The organism is Cryobacterium sp. (assembly GCF_025463825.1).
Lineage (GTDB): Bacteria > Actinomycetota > Actinomycetes > Actinomycetales > Microbacteriaceae > Cryobacterium.
On sequence record NZ_JAODBG010000116.1, the window covers coordinates 1 to 19,725 of the forward strand.

Annotated in this window: 17 protein-coding genes and 1 pseudogene; 5 read left to right on the plus strand and 13 right to left on the minus strand. The window is 68.4% G+C overall.

Annotation, left to right across the window (positions count from 1 at the left end):
• The 4 genes from JWP54_RS14130 to JWP54_RS14145 form a co-directional block, all read right to left on the minus strand.
• A partial coding sequence (locus JWP54_RS14130) for a hypothetical protein (protein WP_297373159.1) occupies positions 1-313 on the minus strand: 313 nt, incomplete at its 3' end.
• A gap of 208 nt (positions 314-521) precedes the next feature.
• Positions 522-1,865, minus strand: coding sequence for a class II 3-deoxy-7-phosphoheptulonate synthase (locus tag JWP54_RS14135; protein WP_297373161.1), 1,344 nt, complete (start codon positions 1,863-1,865; stop codon positions 522-524).
• Between the two features lie 138 nt (positions 1,866-2,003).
• The gene (locus tag JWP54_RS14140; RefSeq protein WP_297373163.1) at positions 2,004-2,693 is read right to left on the minus strand and encodes a 1-acyl-sn-glycerol-3-phosphate acyltransferase; all 690 of its coding nucleotides are present in this window, start codon (positions 2,691-2,693) and stop codon (positions 2,004-2,006) included.
• 48 nt (positions 2,694-2,741) lie between these two features.
• A complete protein-coding gene (locus tag JWP54_RS14145) occupies positions 2,742-3,689 on the minus strand; it encodes an ROK family glucokinase (protein WP_297373165.1) in 948 nt (315 codons plus the stop codon).
• A gap of 200 nt (positions 3,690-3,889) precedes the next feature.
• On the opposite strand from JWP54_RS14145, the gene JWP54_RS14150 reads away from it, so the two are divergent.
• Entirely contained in the window at positions 3,890-5,740 is a 1,851-nt protein-coding gene (locus tag JWP54_RS14150) for a long-chain fatty acid--CoA ligase (RefSeq protein ID WP_297373167.1), read from the plus strand.
• 35 nt (positions 5,741-5,775) lie between these two features.
• On the opposite strand, the gene JWP54_RS14155 is transcribed toward JWP54_RS14150, so the two are convergent.
• The 3 genes from JWP54_RS14155 to JWP54_RS14165 all read right to left on the minus strand — a co-directional run bounded on the left by JWP54_RS14155 (position 5,776) and on the right by JWP54_RS14165 (position 11,204).
• Positions 5,776-6,267 carry a peptide deformylase gene (locus tag JWP54_RS14155; protein ID WP_297373169.1) on the minus strand — a complete coding sequence of 164 codons (492 nt, stop codon included), beginning with the start codon at positions 6,265-6,267 and terminating at the stop codon, positions 5,776-5,778.
• Positions 6,268-6,364: 97 nt separating this feature from the next.
• A complete protein-coding gene (locus JWP54_RS14160; RefSeq protein WP_297373171.1) occupies positions 6,365-7,744 on the minus strand; it encodes a MinD/ParA family protein in 1,380 nt (459 codons plus the stop codon).
• Between the two features lie 55 nt (positions 7,745-7,799).
• Positions 7,800-11,204, minus strand: coding sequence for a pyruvate carboxylase (locus JWP54_RS14165; protein ID WP_297373173.1), 3,405 nt, complete (start codon positions 11,202-11,204; stop codon positions 7,800-7,802).
• A 77-nt stretch (positions 11,205-11,281) separates the two neighbouring features.
• Here JWP54_RS14165 and JWP54_RS14170 point away from each other — a divergent pair, with 77 nt between their 5' ends.
• Entirely contained in the window at positions 11,282-12,094 is an 813-nt protein-coding gene (locus JWP54_RS14170) for a ParA family protein (RefSeq protein WP_297373175.1), read from the plus strand.
• Positions 12,095-12,158: 64 nt separating this feature from the next.
• On the opposite strand, the gene JWP54_RS14175 is transcribed toward JWP54_RS14170, so the two are convergent.
• The 5 genes from JWP54_RS14175 to JWP54_RS14195 all read right to left on the minus strand — a co-directional run bounded on the left by JWP54_RS14175 (position 12,159) and on the right by JWP54_RS14195 (position 15,809).
• Positions 12,159-12,710: a MerR family transcriptional regulator gene (locus JWP54_RS14175; protein WP_297373177.1), complete on the minus strand. Its 552-nt coding sequence runs from the start codon at positions 12,708-12,710 to the stop codon at positions 12,159-12,161.
• Between the two features lie 184 nt (positions 12,711-12,894).
• Positions 12,895-13,593: a MerR family transcriptional regulator gene (locus tag JWP54_RS14180; RefSeq protein ID WP_297373179.1), complete on the minus strand. Its 699-nt coding sequence runs from the start codon at positions 13,591-13,593 to the stop codon at positions 12,895-12,897.
• Positions 13,593-14,006 carry an FHA domain-containing protein gene (locus JWP54_RS14185; protein ID WP_297373221.1) on the minus strand — a complete coding sequence of 138 codons (414 nt, stop codon included), beginning with the start codon at positions 14,004-14,006 and terminating at the stop codon, positions 13,593-13,595. Before JWP54_RS14185 ends, JWP54_RS14180 begins: the two co-directional genes overlap by 1 nt.
• Positions 14,007-14,164: 158 nt before the next feature.
• Positions 14,165-14,743, minus strand: coding sequence for a CDP-alcohol phosphatidyltransferase family protein (locus JWP54_RS14190; protein ID WP_297373180.1), 579 nt, complete (start codon positions 14,741-14,743; stop codon positions 14,165-14,167).
• A gap of 34 nt (positions 14,744-14,777) precedes the next feature.
• The gene (locus JWP54_RS14195; RefSeq protein ID WP_297373182.1) at positions 14,778-15,809 is read right to left on the minus strand and encodes a Ku protein; all 1,032 of its coding nucleotides are present in this window, start codon (positions 15,807-15,809) and stop codon (positions 14,778-14,780) included.
• Between the two features lie 134 nt (positions 15,810-15,943).
• Here JWP54_RS14195 and JWP54_RS14200 point away from each other — a divergent pair, with 134 nt between their 5' ends.
• The 3 genes and pseudogenes from JWP54_RS14200 (at position 15,944) to JWP54_RS14210 (ending at position 19,354) form a co-directional block, all read left to right on the plus strand.
• Positions 15,944-18,550 (plus strand): ATP-dependent DNA ligase, encoded by a 2,607-nt coding sequence (locus JWP54_RS14200; RefSeq protein ID WP_297373184.1) that lies wholly within the window; start codon positions 15,944-15,946, stop codon positions 18,548-18,550.
• Positions 18,547-18,882: pseudogene (locus tag JWP54_RS14205) on the plus strand (DUF1295 domain-containing protein); the annotation flags it as partial. The gene JWP54_RS14200 and the pseudogene JWP54_RS14205, both read left to right, overlap by 4 nt.
• A 121-nt stretch (positions 18,883-19,003) precedes the next feature.
• Positions 19,004-19,354 (plus strand): hypothetical protein, encoded by a 351-nt coding sequence (locus JWP54_RS14210; RefSeq protein WP_297373222.1) that lies wholly within the window; start codon positions 19,004-19,006, stop codon positions 19,352-19,354.
• Here JWP54_RS14210 and JWP54_RS14215 read toward each other — a convergent pair.
• Positions 19,239-19,688, minus strand: a complete 450-nt coding sequence (locus JWP54_RS14215; protein WP_297373186.1) for an NUDIX domain-containing protein — start codon at positions 19,686-19,688, stop codon at positions 19,239-19,241. The genes JWP54_RS14210 and JWP54_RS14215 overlap by 116 nt on opposite strands.
• Positions 19,689-19,725: the final 37 nt, after the last annotated feature.

The following is a 19,725-nucleotide window of genomic DNA, read 5'->3' on the forward strand; positions in this document are numbered from 1 at the left end:
CTTCAGATTGGGCGCCTTTCTTCTTCAACGCCTCGTTTTCCCGACGCAGGCGGGCCAGCTCGGCGCGATCTCGGTTCTCCATCCCGTGCGAGGACCTTTCTGCTGTGGCGACCATCGATGCCGTCAAGTCTCCACTCGCCCGAGCCTCCCGCCAACGCCTTACCGTGCTCGACGTCACCGCATGCTCCCGCAGTAGCCGAACCTTCGCACCCCGCTCGACGCTGGCATCCCACTTGCGCAAGAAATCCACCCGGTACCCCACCGAAAACGATCGCCGCCCCGATTGAGTCAGGCCAATAGTCGGGTCATTCATATGCTGCTCCATATCCCCGCCCTAACTGCATGACGTGTCTCACGACCATCATGGCAACCAGCGGTACAGCGGGCACGATCCGTCACAGGTGGTGCGGTGGCCGACCCCGGGGCCCCGACGCCAACTGCCCCGGTGCGGACGAGGTACCCCCGGTGGAACGGGGCAGCTCGACCGCAACGGGGCAGCTGGATGACGCGGATGGTGCGAGCTAGCGGGCGGCGAGTTCCTCTGCGACCAGGAACGCGAGTTCCAGGGACTGCATGTGGTTCAGGCGCGGGTCGCAGAGCGACTCGTACCGGGTCGCCAGGGCGGCCTCGTCGATGTGCTCAGAGCCGCCGAGGCACTCGGTGACGTCGTCACCGGTGAGCTCGACGTGGATGCCGCCGGGGTGTGTGCCGACGGAGCGGTGTGCTTCGAAGAAGCCCTTGACCTCGTCGACGACGTCGTCGAACCGACGGGTCTTGTAGCCGGTCGGCGTGGTGACGCCGTTGCCGTGCATCGGGTCGGTCACCCACAGCGGCATGGCGTCGCTGGCCTTGATCGCCTCCAACAGCGGGGGCAGGGCGTCGCGGATCTTGCCCGCGCCCATCCGCGTGATGAAGGTGAGTCGGCCGGGCTCGCGGTTCGGGTCGAGCTTGTCGATGAGGCGCAGCATGTCGTCGATCGAGGTGCTCGGGCCGAGCTTGACGCCGATCGGATTGCGCACGCGGGAGAGGAAGTCCACGTGGGCCCCGTCGATCTCCCGGGTACGCTCGCCGATCCAGACGAAGTGGGCCGAGGTGTTGTACGGCGTTCCGGTGCGGGAGTCGATGCGCGTCATGGGGCGCTCGTAGTCCATCAGCAGCCCTTCGTGGCTGGTGTAGAACTCGGTGCGGCGCATTGCTTCGAAGTCGGCACCGCACGCGATCATGAATTTGATCGCGCGGTCGATGTCCTTGGCCAGGCCCTCGTAACGCTGGTTGGCGGGGTTCGCAGCGAAGCCCTGGTTCCAGCTGTGCACCTGGCGGAGGTCGGCGAAGCCGCCCTGGGTGAAGGCACGGATGAGATTGAGGGTGGACGCCGACGTGTGGTACGCCTTGACCAGCCGGTCGGGGTCGGCCTCGCGCGACTCCGGCGTGAAGTCGTAACCGTTGACGATGTCGCCGCGGTAGGCAGGCAGCGTGACGTCGCCGCGGGTCTCGAAGTCGCTCGAGCGCGGCTTGGCGAACTGGCCGGCCATGCGGCCCATCTTCACCACCGGCATGGATGCGCCGTAGGTGAGGACGACGGCCATCTGCAGCACGGTCTTCACCCGGTTGCGGATCTGCTCGGCGGTGGCGCCGCTGAAGGTCTCGGCGCAGTCGCCGCCCTGCAACAGGAACGCCTCACCGCGGGCGGCCTGGGCCAGGCGGTCGCGTAGGATGTCGACCTCACCGGCGAAGACCAGCGGCGGCTGGGTGGCCAGCTCGGCGGATGCGGCCGCGACGGAGTCGGCATCCGGCCAGGCGGGCTGCTGCTTGATGGGAAGGGTGCGCCAATAGTCCAGTCCGGCAATCACAGATTCGTCTGCCATCACTACGGGTTCGGTGGGGTCTACCACGTAACTGAGCCTATTTTCTCTTCTGTGGCACGCGGATGCGGGCCGGGATGACCGGTCGGGGCGGCGTCGGCCGAAGGGCCTGACACGACCCGACTGGGGGGATATTCGAGCCTAGCGTGAAAGGCTGGCGCGCTTTTCCTTGACACTGGTGGCGTACACGTCGACGTACTCCTGCGTGCTGAGGCGGCGCAATTCATACATCAACTCGTCCGTCACGGAGCGCAACACGAACCGGTCGCCCTCCATTCCCTCGAACCGGCTGAAGTCGAGCGGCTTCCCGATGACGATGCCGATGCGGCGCACCTTGGGGATGCGGGTGCCGGTCGGCATGGCCTTCTCGGTGTCGACCATCGCCACGGGAATAACGGGCACGCCGGCCTCCAGCAGCATCCGGGCGACGCCGGTGCGACCGCGGTACATGCGCGCATCCGGGCTGCGGGTGCCCTCCGGGTAGATCCCGAGCGCTCCCCCGCCGTTCAGCACCGCCAGGCCGGTGTTGAGGGCGTCCTCCGACGCCTTGCCGCCGGAACGGTCGATGGGCAACTGCCCGGTGGCCTTGAAGAACTGGCGGGTCGCCCAGCCCTTGAGGCCCTTACCGGTGAAGTACTCGCTCTTGGCCAGGAACACCACCCGGCGCGGGACCACCAGGGGCAGAAACACCGAATCGATGAACGACAGGTGATTGCTGGCCAGGATCACGCCGCCGGACCTGGGGATGTTGTCCAACCCGATCACCCAGGGCCGGAAGGTCCCGAGCAGGATCGGGCCGGCCACAATATTCTTCATGAACCAATAGAACATCGGTGTCCTCACGTAAGCGGATGCCGGGCGGGAGCTGCTGGCGCCAGCCTACTCACCGGTGACATGCCGGCGGGCGAGGTCGGCGGCGCCGACCACCCCGGCGTCGTTGACCAGCTCGGCGATCGCGAAGACGGCCTCAGGGTGGTAGCCGCGGGCCGGGAGGTTGTCCAGGTAAGCCGCACGAATGGGGTCGAGCAGCAGGTCGCCGGCCGCGGCGACGCCGCCACCGAACACGAACACCTGCGGGTCCAGCACCGCGGCGAGGCTCGCGCACGCCTGGCCCAGGGAGGCGCCCAGCTGGCGCAGGGCGGCGAGGGCACCGGGGTCGCCCGCCTGGATGAACCGGCCGACGTCCTTGCCGGTGAGCTTGCCGCGCTTGGACCGGGACGCGGCCAGGCCCAGGCCGATGCCGCCGGCATCCGCGAACTCGTTGGCGATGCGCAGCAGCGCGCGGCCGGAGCCATACTGTTCGATGCAGCCGTGCGCCCCGCAGCCGCAGGGCAGGCCGTCGGGCACGACGCGCATGTGACCGAGCTCGGCGCCCACGCCGAAGCCGCCGCGGAAGAGGCGGTCGTTGGACACGATGGCACCACCGACGCCGGTGCCGATGGTCAGCGTCACCATGTCGCTGTACAGGCGGCCGGCGCCGAAACAGAACTCGGCCCAGCCGGCCGCGTTGGCGTCGTTCTCGATCACGATCGGCAGCGACAGGCGCGCCTCGAGCTTCTCTCGGAGGGGTTCGTTGCGCCAATTGATGTTGGGGGCGTAGTAGACGGTGGACTGTGCGGCATCGATGAACCCTGCGGCGGCGACCCCCGCGGCCACGACGTCCTCGCCCGCTGACAGGCCCTCGATCATCTCCACGACCGCGTCCTCGATTTCACGCGGGTCCGCGGCCTCGGTCGGGCGACGGTCCGCCTTGAGGATGGTTCCGAACTCGTCGACGAGGGCGCCAGCGATCTTGGTCCCGCCGATGTCAATCCCAATGGCGTGCACGACTGACACCTTTCGTTGGTGGAGCTTGGGGGAAAGTTCTAAGCCGCCCGATGCGGCCCTCGGCGCGCAACGACCTGAACGACCACGGAGGCACCCCCTAGAGTGTAGTAAACGAGTATGCCGCCGGGAGAATCGCATGCTCAGGCCGAATCAACGGCTAGAGTGGTCGCACTTACCCGCCCGGTGCCAAAGGAGTTACCGTGAAACAGTTCGATGAGCCCGCCGTCGTCCCCGCCGACCCGAACGCGAACGTCACCGACCTCTTGGTCGACCGGCTCGCCGTGACCCCCGATCTGGTGCTGTTCTCCCGCCCCGATGGTGCCAACGGGTGGCTGCCGGTCACGACGAGGGAATTCCACGCCGAGGTTCTGGCCCTGGCCAAGGGCTTCGTCGCGGCGGGCGTTGCGCCCGGCGACAAGATCGGGCTGACCTGCAAGACCCGCTACGAGTGGACGCTGATCGACTTCGCCGTCTGGTTCGCCGGCGCGGTCCTCGTCCCCGTTTATGAGACCAGTTCGCCGAGCCAGGTGCAGTGGATCCTCAGCGACTCCGGAGCAACGTCGCTCATCGTGGAGACCGCTGACCACTTCGCCCGCTTCGACGAGGTGCACCCCGACCTGCCCGACGTGGCGACGGTCTGGCAGATCGACCTCGGCGACCTCGACAAGCTCGCCGCGCGCGGCGTCGACGTCCCGGATGCCGAGATCGAGCGCCGCCGCAGCCTGGCCGTGTCCGCCGACATGGCCACCCTGATTTACACGTCGGGATCCACCGGTCGGCCCAAGGGCTGCGTGCTCAGCCACGGCAACTTCGTGGAAACCAGCCGCAACGCCGGGATCGCCCTCAAGCCGGTCCTCACCGATGAGAAGGGCGCATCCACCCTGCTCTTCATCACGACGGCGCACGTTTTCGCACGGTTCATCGCGGTGCTGTGTGTGCACGGTGGCGTGCGGGTCGGCCATCAGCCCGACACCCGGCAGCTGCTGCCGTCGCTGGGCAGCTTCAAGCCCACCTTCCTGCTCGCGGTGCCGCGCGTGTTCGAGAAGGTCTACAACTCCGCCGAGCAGAAGGCCGAGGCAGGCGGCAAGGGCAAGATCTTCTCGTCGGCATCGGAGGTCGCCGTCGAGCACTCCAAGCTCGTCGAGGCCGGCTCCAAGATCCCGCTGGGACTCAAGGTCAAGTTCGCCCTCTTCGACAGGCTGGTGTACAGCAAGCTCCGCGCCGCCATGGGTGGCAATGTCAAATACGCTGTGTCGGGTTCGGCTCCGCTCGGCGCCCATCTCGGCCACTTCTTCCACAGCCTGGGCATTGTGATCCTGGAGGGCTACGGCCTCACCGAGACCACAGCGCCCGCCACCGTGAACCTGGCGACCAAGGCCAAGATCGGGTCCGTCGGTCCTGCCCTGCCCGGCGTGTCCGTGCGGGTCATGGACGACGGTGAAATCGAGGTGAAGGGTGTGAACGTCTTCACCGAGTACTGGCACAATCCCGAGGCCACCGCGGCCACCTTCGATGACGGCTGGCTGAAGACCGGCGACATCGGCAACCTCGACGACGACGGGTTCCTCACCATCACGGGGCGCAAGAAGGAGATCATCGTCACGGCCGGCGGCAAGAACGTCGCCCCGGCAGCGCTCGAGGACCCGATTCGCGCCAACCCGCTGATCGGCCAGGTCGTCGTCGTCGGCGACCAGAAGCCGTTCATCGGCGCCCTGATCACCCTCGACCCCGAGATGTTGCCGGTCTGGCTGCACAACAACCACGAGGACGCCGACCTGTCACTGATCGACGCGTCCGTGCATCCGAAGGTCCTCGCCGAGGTGCAGCGGGCCATCGACCATGCAAACGAGGCGGTGTCGCGGGCGGAGTCCATCCGCAAGTTCACGATCCTCCCGATCGAACTCACCGAGGATGCCGGTTATCTCACCCCGAAGATGAGCATCAAGCGGGATGTGATCCTGCGGGACTTCGCCGCGGACATCCAGAACCTCTACGGCTCCAACCCGATGACCGCCGCCGTTCCGGTGCGCGAGAGCACCGTCCAGGACTAGCCGGCCGCCTGACGCCGAGCGCTGTGGCGGGCGGGCTAGAACCAGTCGGACTCGCGGACCTCTTTCATCGCCGCACGACGGCTCTCCTTGTCGAGCCGGTCGAGGTAGAGCAGCCCGTCGAGGTGGTCCGTCTCGTGCTGCAACGCCTGCGCCATCAGCCCGAATCCTGACACCTCGATCGGTTCGCCGTCGAGGTTGATGCCGGCAACCCTGGCGAACGGATACCGCTTGGTGGGGTACCAGAGACCGGGCACCGACAGGCAGCCCTCGTCGACGAGTTCGGGCTCACCCGATAGCTCGACGACGACGGGGTTGAGGATGTAGCCGACGTCGCCGTCGATGTTGTAGCTGAACGCCCGCAGGTTCACGCCGATCTGCGAGGCGGCCACTCCGGCCCGGCCCGGCAGCATCACGCTGTCGACGAGGTCTTCGACGAGCCCGCGGACCCGGTCGTCGATGGTACCGATCGGGTCGGAGGCGGTCTTGAGGACGGGATCACCGAGAAGGCGGATCTGGCGTTCGGGCACGGGGGAACTCTCTTCGGTACTGGCGCCGGGTGAACGACGGCGCGTGCGGAGGCGTGGAACTGGTGCGTGGAGCTGATGGAGAAGGACGGGGCGGAACTCAGGACCGGCGCGCGGCCGGCAGGCCTTCGACCACGAGGGCGGCGAGGGTGCGCGAGGCCAGCCGGGTGATCGGCTTGAGGTTCTTGTAGGACACCACGCTGCCCGCCGCCAGCTGCGGGTCGTACGGGATGCGCACGATCTCGCGTACCCGGGAGCGGAAGTGCGACTCGATCTCCTCGAGCTTGACGAGGTTCGTGCCCTGGGTGGCGGTGTTCAGCGCGACGATGGCGTTCCGCACGAGGTCGCCGTAGCCGTTCGCCTCGAGCCAGGTGAGGGTTTCGGAGGCCAGCCTCGCCTCGTCGACGCTGCCGCCGGACACGATCACGATGGAGTCAGCGCGCTGCAGGGTCGCCCGCATCACGGAGTGCACGATGCCGGTGCCGCAGTCGGTGAGCACGATCGAGTAGAACCGGGCGGCCTGGTCGGCGACGACGTTGTAATCGTTCTCGTCGAACGCCTCGGAGAGCAACGGGTCGGTGTCGCTGGCGAGGATGTCGAGTCGGGTCTCGTCGCGGGACACCAGCGCGGAGAAGTCGGTGAAACCGCCGATGGACGCCGCCTTGCTGACGACGTCGCGCACGGTGGAGCGGGTCTGCTTGCTGACCCGCTCACTCAGGGTGCCGCGGTCGGGGTTCGCGTCGATTGCGATGATGCGGTCCTCCCGGGCATCGGCCAGGGCCATGCCGAGCAGGGCCGTGACGGTGGTCTTGCCGACCCCGCCCTTGCGGGTGAGGATCGGCACGAACCGGGCGCCGCCCTCGAACTCCTTGCGGATGCGCTCGTCCAGCGCCAACTGCGCCTTCACCGCGGCGGAGTCGCCGAGGTTGATGGTGTGGAAGGAGACGTTGTAGAGGAACCGGTTCCAGGCTCCGTTCGGCGCCCGACGGGTGCGCCGGTTCACCTCGAGGAGCCGGTCGGCGGTCAACATCGATGCCGACTCCGGGGCGGGTGTCTCGGTGCGGGTGCGGTCCCTTCGGGTGCCGGTACCGGCGCTGGTCGGGCCGGTGCCGAGGGCCTGGGCTGCGGCGGCACTCGACCGGGCGCGCTGCGGCGTCTGGATCTCGATGGTGTGGGTGCCGGGATGTGCCGCGCGATCCTGGGCGTCGGCCGGCCGGATCACGTTGCCCCGCGTCGACGCCCGGCGGGGGCCCGGACTATCGCCGGTGCTGCCGAAGCTCTCCGGCAGGGCGGCGGCGAGGTTGTCGTACGTGTGCGGCGGCAACTCGCTGTGGTACTCGACGCTGTCGTAGTCCACGCCGCTGAACTCACCGTTCCGGTCGGCACCGCCCGTGCCGGCCCCGGCCCTGGTGGGGGCCGGGGCCATGTCGCCGTCGCCTTCGTCATACGGGATGGCGTCGTCGGTACGTTCCTCTGGCACAGCAGACTCCTCGTCATCCGGCCCGCACGTCGCGGGCCACAAATCAGCCCTCAGCCTAGCGCGGACGCACCACCACGAGCAGGTCACCGGCGTCGACCTGTTGGGTGGCGGGAATCGCCACCCGGTCCACCACGCCCGCGATGGGGGAGGTGATGGCGGCTTCCATCTTCATGGCCTCGATGGACGCCACGCTCTGCCCGGCGACGACCTGGTCGCCCTCGGCGACCTGCAGGGTGACCACGCCGGAGAAGGGCGCGGCAACCTGGCCGGGCTGGTTGGTATCCGCCTTCTCGGCGGCCTTGGTAACCACGGCGATGCTGCGGTCACGCACGAACACCGGGCGCAGCTGACCGTTGAGGATGGTCATGACGGTACGCATGCCCTTGTCGTCGGCTTCGCCGATCGCTTCGAGGCCGACATAGAGCCGAACGCCCTTGTCGATCTCGACCGAGTGCTCCGTGCCCTGGCGCAGGCCGTAGAGGTAGTCAACGGTGTCGACCACGGACAGGTCGCCGAAGAGCTCCCGGATCTGCTGGAAGTGCCGGGTGGGTGCGGGGAAGAGCAGCTGGTTGAGCATGCCGCGGCGGGTGGCGCTGTCGCCGTCCAGGGCTGTGCGCTCGTCCTCGGTCAGCTCGGTGGTGCTGACCCGGATGTTCCGGCCCTCGAGCACCTTGCTGCGGAAGGGCTCCGGCCAGCCGCCGGGCAGATCGCCCAACTCGCCGGCCATGAAACCCACCACGGAGTCAGGCACGTCGTACTTGGCCGGGTTGGCTTCGAAGTCGGCCGGGTCGGCGTTCACGGCCGCCAGGTAGAGCGCCAGGTCACCGACGACCTTGGACGACGGCGTCACCTTGGGCACCCGGCCCAGGATGCCGTTGGCCGCGGCGTACATGTCCTCGATCAGCTCGAAGTCGTCGGCCAGGCCCAGCGCGACGGCCTGCGTGCGCAGGTTGGAGAGCTGTCCGCCAGGGATCTCGTGCTTGTACACCCGGCCGGTCGGCGCGCGCAGCCCCGACTCGAAGGGGTGGTAGACCCGGCGCACGTCTTCCCAGTACGGCTCGAGGTCGCAGACGTTCTGCAGGGAGATGCCGGTGTCCCGCTCGGTGTGGGCGAGAGCGGCGACGAGGGACGACGCCGACGGCTGGCTGGTGGTGCCGCCCATCGGTGCGCTGGCCACGTCGACGGCGTCGGCGCCGGCGCGGGATGCGGCGAGCAGAGTCGCCAGCTGGCCACCGGGAGTGTCGTGGGTGTGCACATGCACCGGCAGGTCGAAGCGCTCACGGAATGCGGTGACGAGCTTCTCGGCCGCTGCCGGGCGCAGCAGCCCGGCCATGTCCTTGATGGCGAGGATGTGCGCGCCGGACTCGACGATCTGGTCGGCCAGGCGCAGGTAGTAGTCCAGCGTGTAGAGGTCCTCGGCCGGGTCCAGCAGGTCGCCGGTGTAGCAGACCGCGACCTCGGCGACGCTGGTGCCGGTGTTCAGGACCGCGTCGATGGCCGGCCGCATCTGGTTGACGTCATTGAGGGCGTCGAAGATGCGGAAGATGTCAACACCGGAGTCGCTGGCCTCGCGCACGAACGCATCCGTCACCTCGGTGGGGTACGGGGTGTAGCCCACGGTGTTGCGGCCGCGTAACAGCATCTGGATGTTGATGTTCGGCAGCGCCTCCCGGAGGGCGCCGAGGCGCTCCCACGGGTCTTCGCCGAGGAAGCGCAGCGCCACGTCGTAGGTGGCGCCGCCCCAGGCTTCGACGGAGAGCAACTCTGGGGTGAGCCGGGCCACGTGCGGGGCCACGGCGACGAGGTCCTTGGTGCGCACCCGGGTGGCCAGCAGCGACTGGTGGGCGTCGCGGAAGGTGGTATCGGTGACGGCAAGGGCGGTCTGCGCGCGCAGGGCACTCGCGAAACCGACCGGGCCCAGCAGCTGCAGCTTCTGCCGGGAGCCGTCTGGAGCGGGTACCGACAGGTCGATCTTCGGCAGCTTCTCGGCGGGGTTCAGCAGGGTCAGCGGCACCCCGTTGGGCTGGTTGACGGTGACGTCGGCGAGCCAGTTGAGGATCTTGGTGCCGCGGTCCTTGGACGCCCGGCCGCGCAGCAGCTGCGGGCGCTCGTCGATGAACGAGGTGCTCAGGTCGCCGTTGGCGAAGTCGGGGTCCTCGAGCACGGCCTGGAGGAAGGCGATGTTGGTGGAGACGCCGCGGATGCGGAACTCCGCCAGGGCGCGCTTGGACCGGGTGACCGCGGAGGCGTAGTCACGGCCGCGGCAGGTGAGCTTGGCGAGCATCGAGTCGAAGTGCGGGCTGATCTGCGCGCCCGGGTTGATGGTTCCGCCGTCCAGGCGGATGCCGGCACCGCCCGGGGAGCGGTACGTGGTGATCTTGCCGGTGTCCGGGCGGAAGCCCGCCGTGGGGTCCTCTGTGGTGATGCGGCACTGCAGGGCGAAGCCGCGCAGCTTGATGGCGTCCTGGCTGAGGCCGAGGTCGGCGAGGGTCTCCCCCGCGGCGATCCGGATCTGGGACTGCACGAGGTCGACGTCGGTGACCTCTTCGGTCACGGTGTGCTCCACCTGGATGCGCGGGTTCATCTCGATGAACACGTGCTGGCCGGCGCGCTCGCCCACGGTGTCGAGCAGGAACTCGACGGTGCCGGCGTTGACGTAACCGATCGACCGGGCGAAGGCCACGGCGTCCTGGTGCAGGCGCTGGCGGATCTCCTCGGGCAGGTTGGGCGCCGGCGCGATCTCGATGACCTTCTGGTGGCGGCGCTGCACGGAGCAATCCCGCTCGAACAGGTGCACGGTCTCGCCGGTGGCATCGGCGAGAATCTGCACCTCGATGTGACGCGGGCGGAGCACCGCCTGCTCCAGGAACATGGTGGGGTCACCGAACGCGCTGTTGGCCTCACGCATGGCTTCTTCGAGGGAACCGCGGAGCTCGGCCATGGTGGCGACCCGGCGCATGCCGCGCCCGCCGCCGCCGGCGACGGCCTTGGCGAAGATCGGGAAGCCGATGTCCTCGGCGGCGGCGATGAGTTCCTCGACGTCGCGCGACGGGGCGCTGGACTTGAGAACGGGAACGCCGGCAGCGATGGCGTGCTCCTTGGCGGTGACCTTGTTGCCGGCCATCTCCAGCACGTGCGAGCCCGGGCCGATGAAGGTGATGCCGGCCGCCTTGGCCGCTTCGGCCAGGTCGGGGTTCTCGGACAGGAAGCCGTAGCCGGGGTAGATGGCGTCCGCGCCACTCTCCTTGGCCACCCGGATGATTTCAGACACATCGAGGTAGGCACGCACCGGGTGACCCGGTTCGCCGATCTCGTATGCCTCGTCGGCCTTCAACCGATGGAGCGAATTGCGGTCTTCGAACGGGAAGACGGCGACGGTTTTCGCTCCCAGTTCATAGGCGGCGCGGAACGCGCGGATTGCTATCTCTCCACGGTTGGCGACGAGGATTTTGGTGAACATAAAGACCTTTCGATCCGGGAGCGGCACACAGCTGACGGTTAGGTTCTCTAAGACTAGTGAAGGTAACGTATCTACTTGTGCACGTACTTAGCGTTAGCTCCCTCAAGGGAGGGGTAGGCAAGACCACGGTGACCCTTGGTCTGGCTTCTGCTGCCTTCGCCCGCGGTGTTCGGACCCTCGTGGTCGACCTCGATCCGCAATCCGATGTCTCAACCGGGCTCGACATCCAGCTCGCCGGCCACCTCAATGTCGCCGATGTGCTCGCTTCGCCGAAGGAGAAAGTCGTGCGCGCTGCCATCGCGCCCAGCGGCTGGACCCGCGGCCGACCCGGCACCATCGACGTCATGATCGGCAGCCCGTCGGCCATCAACTTCGACGGCCCGCACCCCAGCATCCGCGACATCTGGAAGCTCGAGGAGGCCCTCTCCACAGTGGAGAAGGACTATGACCTCGTGCTCATCGATTGCGCACCCTCGCTGAACGCGCTCACCCGCACCGCGTGGGCCGCGAGCGACCGCGTCGCCGTGGTCACCGAGCCGGGCCTGTTCTCCGTGGCCGCGGCCGACCGGGCCCTGCGCGCGATCGAGGAGATCCGCCGTGGCCTCAGCCCCCGGCTGCAGCCGCTGGGCATCATCGTCAACCGGGCCCGCAACGCGTCGCTGGAGCACCAGTTCCGCATTAAGGAACTTCGCGACATGTTCGGCCCGCTCGTGCTCAGCCCGCAGCTGCCGGAGCGCACCAGCCTCCAGCAGGCGCAGGGCGCCGCAAAGCCGCTGCACACCTGGCCGGGCGACAGCGCCCAGGAAATGGCGCACTACTTCGACCAGCTGCTGGACCGCGTTCTCCGCACCGCCCGGATCGGCGAATACGCGGAGGCCCCAGCCCGCTAGCCTGCCGGGATCAGGAAAGCCCCGACACGCTCTCGCGTTTCGGGGCTTTTTTGGTGTCGAGGGGCTAGGAGACGCGGCGGGAGGACCGGCGGACGGCCAGCTCGTCGGACGGGTCGGTGCTCTGGGTGTCGAGCTCCACCAGGGTGGTCTCCACCTCACGCAGAACCTTGCCGACGGCGATCCCGAACACGCCCTGGCCGCGGCTGACGAGGTCGATGACCTCGTCGTTGGAGGTGCACAGGTAGACGCTCGCGCCGTCGCTCATCAGGGTGGTCTGGGCGAGGTCGTTGACGCCGGACTCGCGCAGCTGGTTCACCGCTGTGCGGATCTGCTGCAGGGAGATGCCGGTGTCGAGCAGGCGCTTGACGAGCTTGAGGACCAGGATGTCGCGGAAGCCGTAGAGGCGCTGGGTGCCGGAGCCGGAGGCGCCGCGCACGGTGGGCTCGACCAGCTCGGTGCGTGCCCAGTAGTCGAGCTGCCGGTAGCTGATGCCGGCGGCGCGGGCGGCGACGGCGCCCCGGTAGCCGGAGTTCTCGTCGAGCTCGGGCATGCCGTCGGTGAAGAGCAGTCCCTGACCGTACCGCGAGGCATCATCTCGGGGATTGAGTTCACTCATGCGGTCGCCTCTCGGGGATGGATGCGAACCTTCAGGCCGCACTTCAACGTTAGCGATGCCGACGGCCCGAACCCGTGACATCCGCCGGAACAAAACCGGCGTGTCGAGAGTTTCCGGGAGCCGGTACAGCCCAACGCCACGGTTCTGCAATGACAGACTCGTGCGTTGCTGGCCAGTCTACGACCTATTTGGTCAGGCGACCCAGGGCGGAGCGGATCAGGCTGCCACGGATGACCTCGAGTTGACCGGCGATCTCCACGGCCATCTCGGCGGCCTTGGCACGGCTGGAGGCATCCTTGCGGCGGGCCAGCGGGACGAGGGCGCTTTCGATCAGGCCAAGCTCGCGCTCTGCCGCGCCACGGAAACCGCGCAGGTGCCGAGGTTCGATGCCGCTCCGCTGCAGGTCGACCAGGGCACGCAACACCGAAAGCGCGTCATCGCCATAGTGCTCGGCGGGCAGGATGATCGATGCGGAGACGGCGTCGTGCAGCAGCGCACCGGTCGCGCCGGCCTCTCGCAGGAGGTCGTCGCGGCTGAAGCGCCGGGCGGTGGTGAGCATGGTCGGGCCCGGGGCGCCACCGCCGGGCAGGACCGGCGAGCGGCCTGCATCCAGGTCATCGAGGTAGGCCTTGATGACCTTCAGCGGCAGGTAGTGGTCGCGTTGCATCGACAGCACCAGGCGGAGCCTGTCGAGGTCGCCGCCGTTGAACTTGCGGTACCCGGACTCGGTGCGGGCCGGCGAGACCAGCCCCTGCTCCTCGAGGAAGCGCAGCTTGGACGGGGTCAGATCGGCGAACTCCGGCGTCAGCCGCGCCAGCACCTGGCCAATACTTAGGAGTGACGTCGCGCCCGTCGTTCGTGCCTGGGCGGAGGACGCCGGCACTAGTCGCTCGCCAGGTGAACGAGGTCGAGCCGCGAGGCGTAGAAGGTGAGACGGAACTTGCCGACCTGCACTTCGGAGCCGTCGGTGAGGACGGCGTTGTCGATGCGTTCGCCATCGAAGTACGTTCCGTTGAGCGAGCCCAGGTCCTTGACCTGGAACTGGCGTCCGGTGCGCAGGAACTCCGCGTGCCGACGGGACACGGTGACGTCATCGAGGAAGATGTCCGCATTCGGGTGCCGTCCCACCGTCGTGAGGTCGGCGTCCAGCAGGAACCGTGCGCCGGAGTTGGGTCCGCGGCGCACCACCAACAGGGCAGAGCCGGCCGGCAGGGCCGCAATGGCGTCTTGCTCCTCGACGGTGACATTCGCGTCGAGCGCTGCCAGCGATGCCGCGAACTCCTGGCTGAACGTCATCGTCGTGTCGACGTTGCCTGGGGAGTTCTCGGGTGCCACAGCGCGTTCAGTCACCGCGCGCTCCGTCACCGTACGCTCGGGTTCTTTCTTCTCGTCGGATTCGACCACCGTGCACCTCCTACCGGTAAATCGTATCGGATTGAACGGGGGAACAATTGCTATGGCAGACGAATGACTCGAACCGTTTCAATTGCGTAGATGACACCGGCCCACCAGTAGAGGTAGGCGCCCCACAACCCGAAGGCCCATCCGACGGGCTGAGACCACCAGGAAAGCTCGGGGAAGGCCTGACCGAGCATGATCATCGGCAGGGCGTAGAACAGGCAGAAGGTCGCCACCTTTCCCAGCAGGTGCACGGGAAGCGGGCCGAAACCGTGGTTGGCCAGCACTACTCCCAGCAGCAGCAGGAAAACGTCCCGGCCGACGACGACGACCACGATCCACCACGGCACCAGATCGCGCCAAGCCAGTCCGATCAGCGCGGCGAAGATGTACAGGCGGTCTGCGGCCGGGTCCAGCAGCTGGCCCAGCCGGGTGATCTGGTTGAATCGGCGGGCGATCCAGCCGTCCAGGAAGTCGGTGAGGCTGGAGACGGCCAGCACCAGCAGCGCCCACGAGTCGTACCCGTCGACGATCAACCAGAGGAACACCGGGACGAGGGCGAGGCGCAGAAAACTGAGCACATTGGGCACCGTCAGCACCCGAGAGCTGAGGTCGGTCTGAGCGGGCCCGGTCACGAGTTGATCCTACCGAGTTGCCGCGACGGGGCGACTAGGCCTCGCGGCGAACCGGGGTGGCCTCTTCGGTCGTGTCGGCAGCCACAGCCTTCTTCTTGGCGGTTGTGGCGTCCTTCTTGACCGCCGATCCCGGCGCCTTCTTGGCCGGGGCCTTCTTGGCGGGCGCTTTCTTGGCCGGCGCCTTCTTGGCCGGTTCCTGTGGAGACGATGTTCGTGCCGAGGACTTGGCCGCACCGGCCGTCGCCGGCGTGTTCCCGGCGGTCTCGTCGGACCCCTTGCCCGATCGGCTGCGGTCCACGCTGCGGCGGAGGGCCTCCATGAGGTCGAGCACCTCTCCTCCGCCGGCCTCCTCCTCGGTGGCGCCGAAGGTGGCCTCGGTGTCGAGGGCGTCGCCCTTCTCGAGCTTCTCCTCGATCAGGCGCCGCAGCTGGGCCTGGTACTCGTCGGTGTAGTCGCCGGGCGTGAAGTCGGCGGCGAAGGAATCCACCAGTGCCGCGGACAGGTCCAGCTCCCGGTCGGAGATCTTCACGCTGGTCTCCAGCGCCGGGAATTCGGCCACCCGCACTTCGTCGTCCCACAGCAGCGTCTGCAGCATCAGCACGTCGTCCCGCACCCGGAGCGCGGCGAGCCGGGTCTTCTGGCGGAGTGCGAAGTGCACGATCGCGGTGCGGTCGGTCTGCTCCAGCGTCCGGCGCAGCAGCACGTAGGCCTTGGGCGAGGAGCCGTCGGGCTCGAGGTAGTAGCTCCGGTCGAACATGATCGGGTCGAGCTGGTCGCTCGGCACGAATTCGACCACATCGATCTCGCGGCTGCGTTCCTCGGGTAACGACTTGAGGTCGGCATCCGTGATCACCACGGTCTTGTCCCCGTCGGTGAAGGCCTTGTCGATGTGGGCGTAGTCCACGATGTTGCCGCACACCTCGCACCGGCGCTGGTAACGGATGCGGCCGCCGTCGGCGTCGTGCACCTGATGGAGCTCCACGTCGTGGTCTTCGGTCGCGCTGTAGACCTTGACCGGCACGTTGACCAGCCCAAAGGTGATGGAGCCCTTCCAGATCGATCGCATAGCTTCGCCTCCTGATTCCAGTACACACCCGTTACGCGCTGATGGGGATACGTTTCTGGAGCTTCCTGTGCATCGGCTGAATGCTCAGGGGCGGCAGGCTGGACCGTTGCGCGCGCAGGGGGCAAGCTGGAGTCATGAATCCTGGTGCGGATGCCCCCACCGCCGGCCCGGCCGCCGAGCGTGAGGTCGTGACAGTGGGCGGCCGCCGGGTCACGCTCACCCACCTAGACAAGGTCATGTATCCGGAGACCGGGACCACCAAGGCCGACATCCTGGGGTACTACGCGACCGTGGCGGATGCGCTCATCCGGCATGCGCGGGACCGGCCGGCCACCCGGAAACGCTGGGTCCACGGCGTGGGCACTCCCGAGGAGCCCGGCCAGGTCTTTTTCCAAAAGAACCTCGGCGACGGCACTCCGGACTGGGTAAAACGCCGGGAGGTGCCGCACAAATCGCGCACCACCGTGTACCCGCTGGTGAATGACCTGCCCACCCTCACCTGGCTGGCGCAGATCGGCACCCTGGAGATCCACGTGCCGCAGTGGTGCTTCGACCCCGCCGGAAAGCCGGCCCACCCGGACCGGCTGGTGCTGGACCTGGACCCCGGTGAGGGCGTCGGCCTGGCCGAATGCGCCGAAGTGGCCCGCTGGGCCCGGGCGCTGTTGCTGGACATGGGCCTGGAGACCGTGCCGGTGACCAGCGGCAGCAAGGGCATCCACCTGTACGCGGCGCTGGACGGCGACCACAGTTCCGACCAGGTCAGCGAGGTCGCGCACGAACTCGCGCGGGCCCTCGAGGCCGACCATCCTGGCGAGGTGCTCAGCGCGATGACCCGGTCGTTGCGCACGGGCAAGGTCTTCGTGGACTGGAGCCAGAACAGCAAGAACAAGACCACGATCGCGCCATACAGCCTGCGCGGCCAGCTGCGACCGTTGGTGGCCGCCCCGCGCACCTGGCGCGAGCTCGAGTCGCCCGGGCTGGAGCAGCTCGACTACCGGCAGGTGCTCAAGCGCCTCGAGCGCCGCGCCGACCCGCTGGCCGCGGTGGCGGAGGCGATCGAGGCGCACGGCAGCGTCAGGGGCGCGCGCCTCGATTCCGACGCCCCTGACCGCCTGCACACCTACCGCAGTAAGCGGGACGCCAACCGCACACCAGAGCCCGTGCCCGGCGCCGCACCCGCCGGCGCTTCGGGAATCGGCGGGGCCGCCTTCGTGATCCAGGAGCACCACGCCCGTGCCCTGCACTTCGACCTGCGTCTCGAGCACGACGGGGTGCTTGCCTCCTGGGCGCTGCCTAAGGGCGTACCGACGGATCCCACCCACAACCACCTTGCCGTGCACACCGAAGACCATCCGATGGAATACCTCGAATTCGAGGGCACCATTCCGGCCGGCGAATACGGAGCCGGTTCGATGTCGATTTGGGACTCCGGCAGGTATGTGCTGGAGAAATGGCGCGACGACGAGGTGATCGTGACGCTGCACGGCCGGCCGGACGGCGGCCTGGCCGGCGCGGTACGGGAATTCGCCCTCATCCGCACGGGTGGGGGCGAGTCCCGCAACTGGCTGATCCATCTGATGAAACCGAAACGGGCCGACCCGGTGCCCGAACCTGCTGCGGCCGGGGCGCCCGCGGACCTGTCCACCCCGGCAACCGTGGTGGCACAGCCGGCTGCGCGCACCCTCTACTCCCCCATGCTGGCCCGGCCGGGCAGCCTGCGAGAGCTGTCGGATTCCGACTGGGCCTACGAGATGAAATGGGACGGCATCCGGATGCTGGCCTACCTGGACGGCGGGCCCGACGGGTCGGTGCGCTTCCTCACCCGCAACGGCAACGACGTCACGCCGTCCTTCCCCGAGCTGGTCGAGGACCTACGGACCGCCCTCGGCCGGCATGCGGCCGTGCTGGACGGTGAGGTGGTGGCGCTGGACCGGGCCAACCGGCCGGACTTCTCGCTGCTGCAGACCCGGCTCGGCCTCACCGGAGACCTGGACGTTCGGCGGGCGCAACGCGGCGCGCCGGTGCACTACTTCGTCTTCGACCTGCTCGAACATGACGGCGCCGCTCTGGTGGAGCGGCCGTACTCCGAGCGGCGCACGGCCCTGGATTCCCTCGTCGCCGGCACCGGCACCGTCCAGGTGCCGCCGGCCTTCGACGGCGAGGCCGCCGAGGTGCTCGCCACCAGCGCCCGGCTGGGTCTGGAGGGCCTGATCGCCAAGGAGAACGGCAGCAGCTACCAGAGTGGGCGCCGCTCCGACCGGTGGGTGAAGATCAAGCACGTCCGCGCCCAGGAGGTGGTGATCGGCGGCTGGCGCCCCGGTAACGGGCACCGCGGCAGCACGCTGGGCTCCCTGCTCGTGGGCGTGCCGGTGCCGCGGGCCCCGGGCGAGCCGGGCCCACTCCGGCTGCGATACGCCGGCCGGATCGGCTCCGGGTTCCGGGACCGCGACCTTACGGTGCTGCGCCGCCGGCTCGACGAGCTGGCCACGGCGGACAACCCGTTCGACGACGTGCCGGCGGCCGACGCCGGTGACGCCGGGTGGGTGAGGCCGCTGTTGGTGGGCGAGGCGGAGTTCGCCGAGTGGACCCCCGGTGGCCGGCTGCGGCACCCCACCTGGCGGGGGCTCCGGGTCGACAAGGACCCGGGCGACGTGGCTGTCGAGGACGTGCTCGTCGAAGACGTGGACGTGGACGTGCAGGATGTGGTCGACGCCGGCGGTGACGTGGCGCGGCCCCGATGACCGCCGCCGCAACAGCGCTGCCGGTCTGCCTGGTCCTGTTCCTGGCGGCGACCGGCACGGCGTGGCTGCTGTCGCTGCTCACCAGGGACTATTCCTGGGTCGATCGGTCCTGGTCCCTGCTGCCGCCGGCCTACCTGTGGGTTTTCGCGGTCGCCGGTGCGCTGGCGGACCCGCGGCTGATCGTGATGGCCGCGCTCGGCACCCTGTGGGGCGCACGCCTCACGTTCAACCTCGCCCGTAAGGGCGGGTACCGCCCCGGTGGGCAGGACTACCGCTGGGCGGTGCTCCGCCGCCGCCTGAGCCGGCGCCAGTTCGCCCTGTTCAACCTGTTCTTCATCTCGATCTACCAGAACCTGCTGTTGTTGCTCATTACCCTGCCGGCCTGGATCGCCCTGCGCCATCCGAGGCGGCCTGTTCCGGTTCTCCCGGCACCCGAACTACTTCTTCGAGATCGTGCAGTGGTGGGTGATCGCGGGGTTCGGCATGATCGCCGCGGGCACCGCCCTGCAACTCGGCAGCCTGGGTGCGCTGCTGCTGACGCTGCTGTTTGTGGGCTCGATCGCCTTCACCGAGAACATCTCAATGGCGCGACATCCGGGCTATGCCGCCTACCGACGGGCGGTCTGGCCACTGGTGCCCTGGCTGCCCAAGCGGACGCCGGCGCCCGCGCCGGTCTACAGCGGGCTGTCTAGACCAGCCGGTCCCGAAGGGCGGGCCAGCTGGCTGCGAATCCCGGATGCAACGGCAGCGACTCGACGTCGGCCGGCGCCACCCAGCGCAGCGCAATACTTTCAGTGTCGCTGATCACCGGTTCGAAGAACTCCAGCGCCTCCACCACCACGGTGGTGTACGACCAGAATCCGAGGTCGATGACGGTGCTGAAGCTCACCCGCACCAGGCCGGCAGGCACGCCGGCTTCCTCTTCGGCTTCGCGGAGGGCCGCGTCCAAGGCGCTCTCGTTCTCGTGCCGGGCGCCGCCGGGAACCCCCCAGGTATCGCCGTGGTGACTCCACACCGCCCGGTGCTGAAGCAGCACACCCCGGTCGCGGTGGTGCACGAGCAGGCCGGCGGCCCCGTACCGGCCCCAGAACCTGGCCCCATCCGGGCCGTAGACCCACGCATCACCACTGCCGCTCATCGCTTAAGCATGCCGTACTCCCACGCGCCCGTCGCCA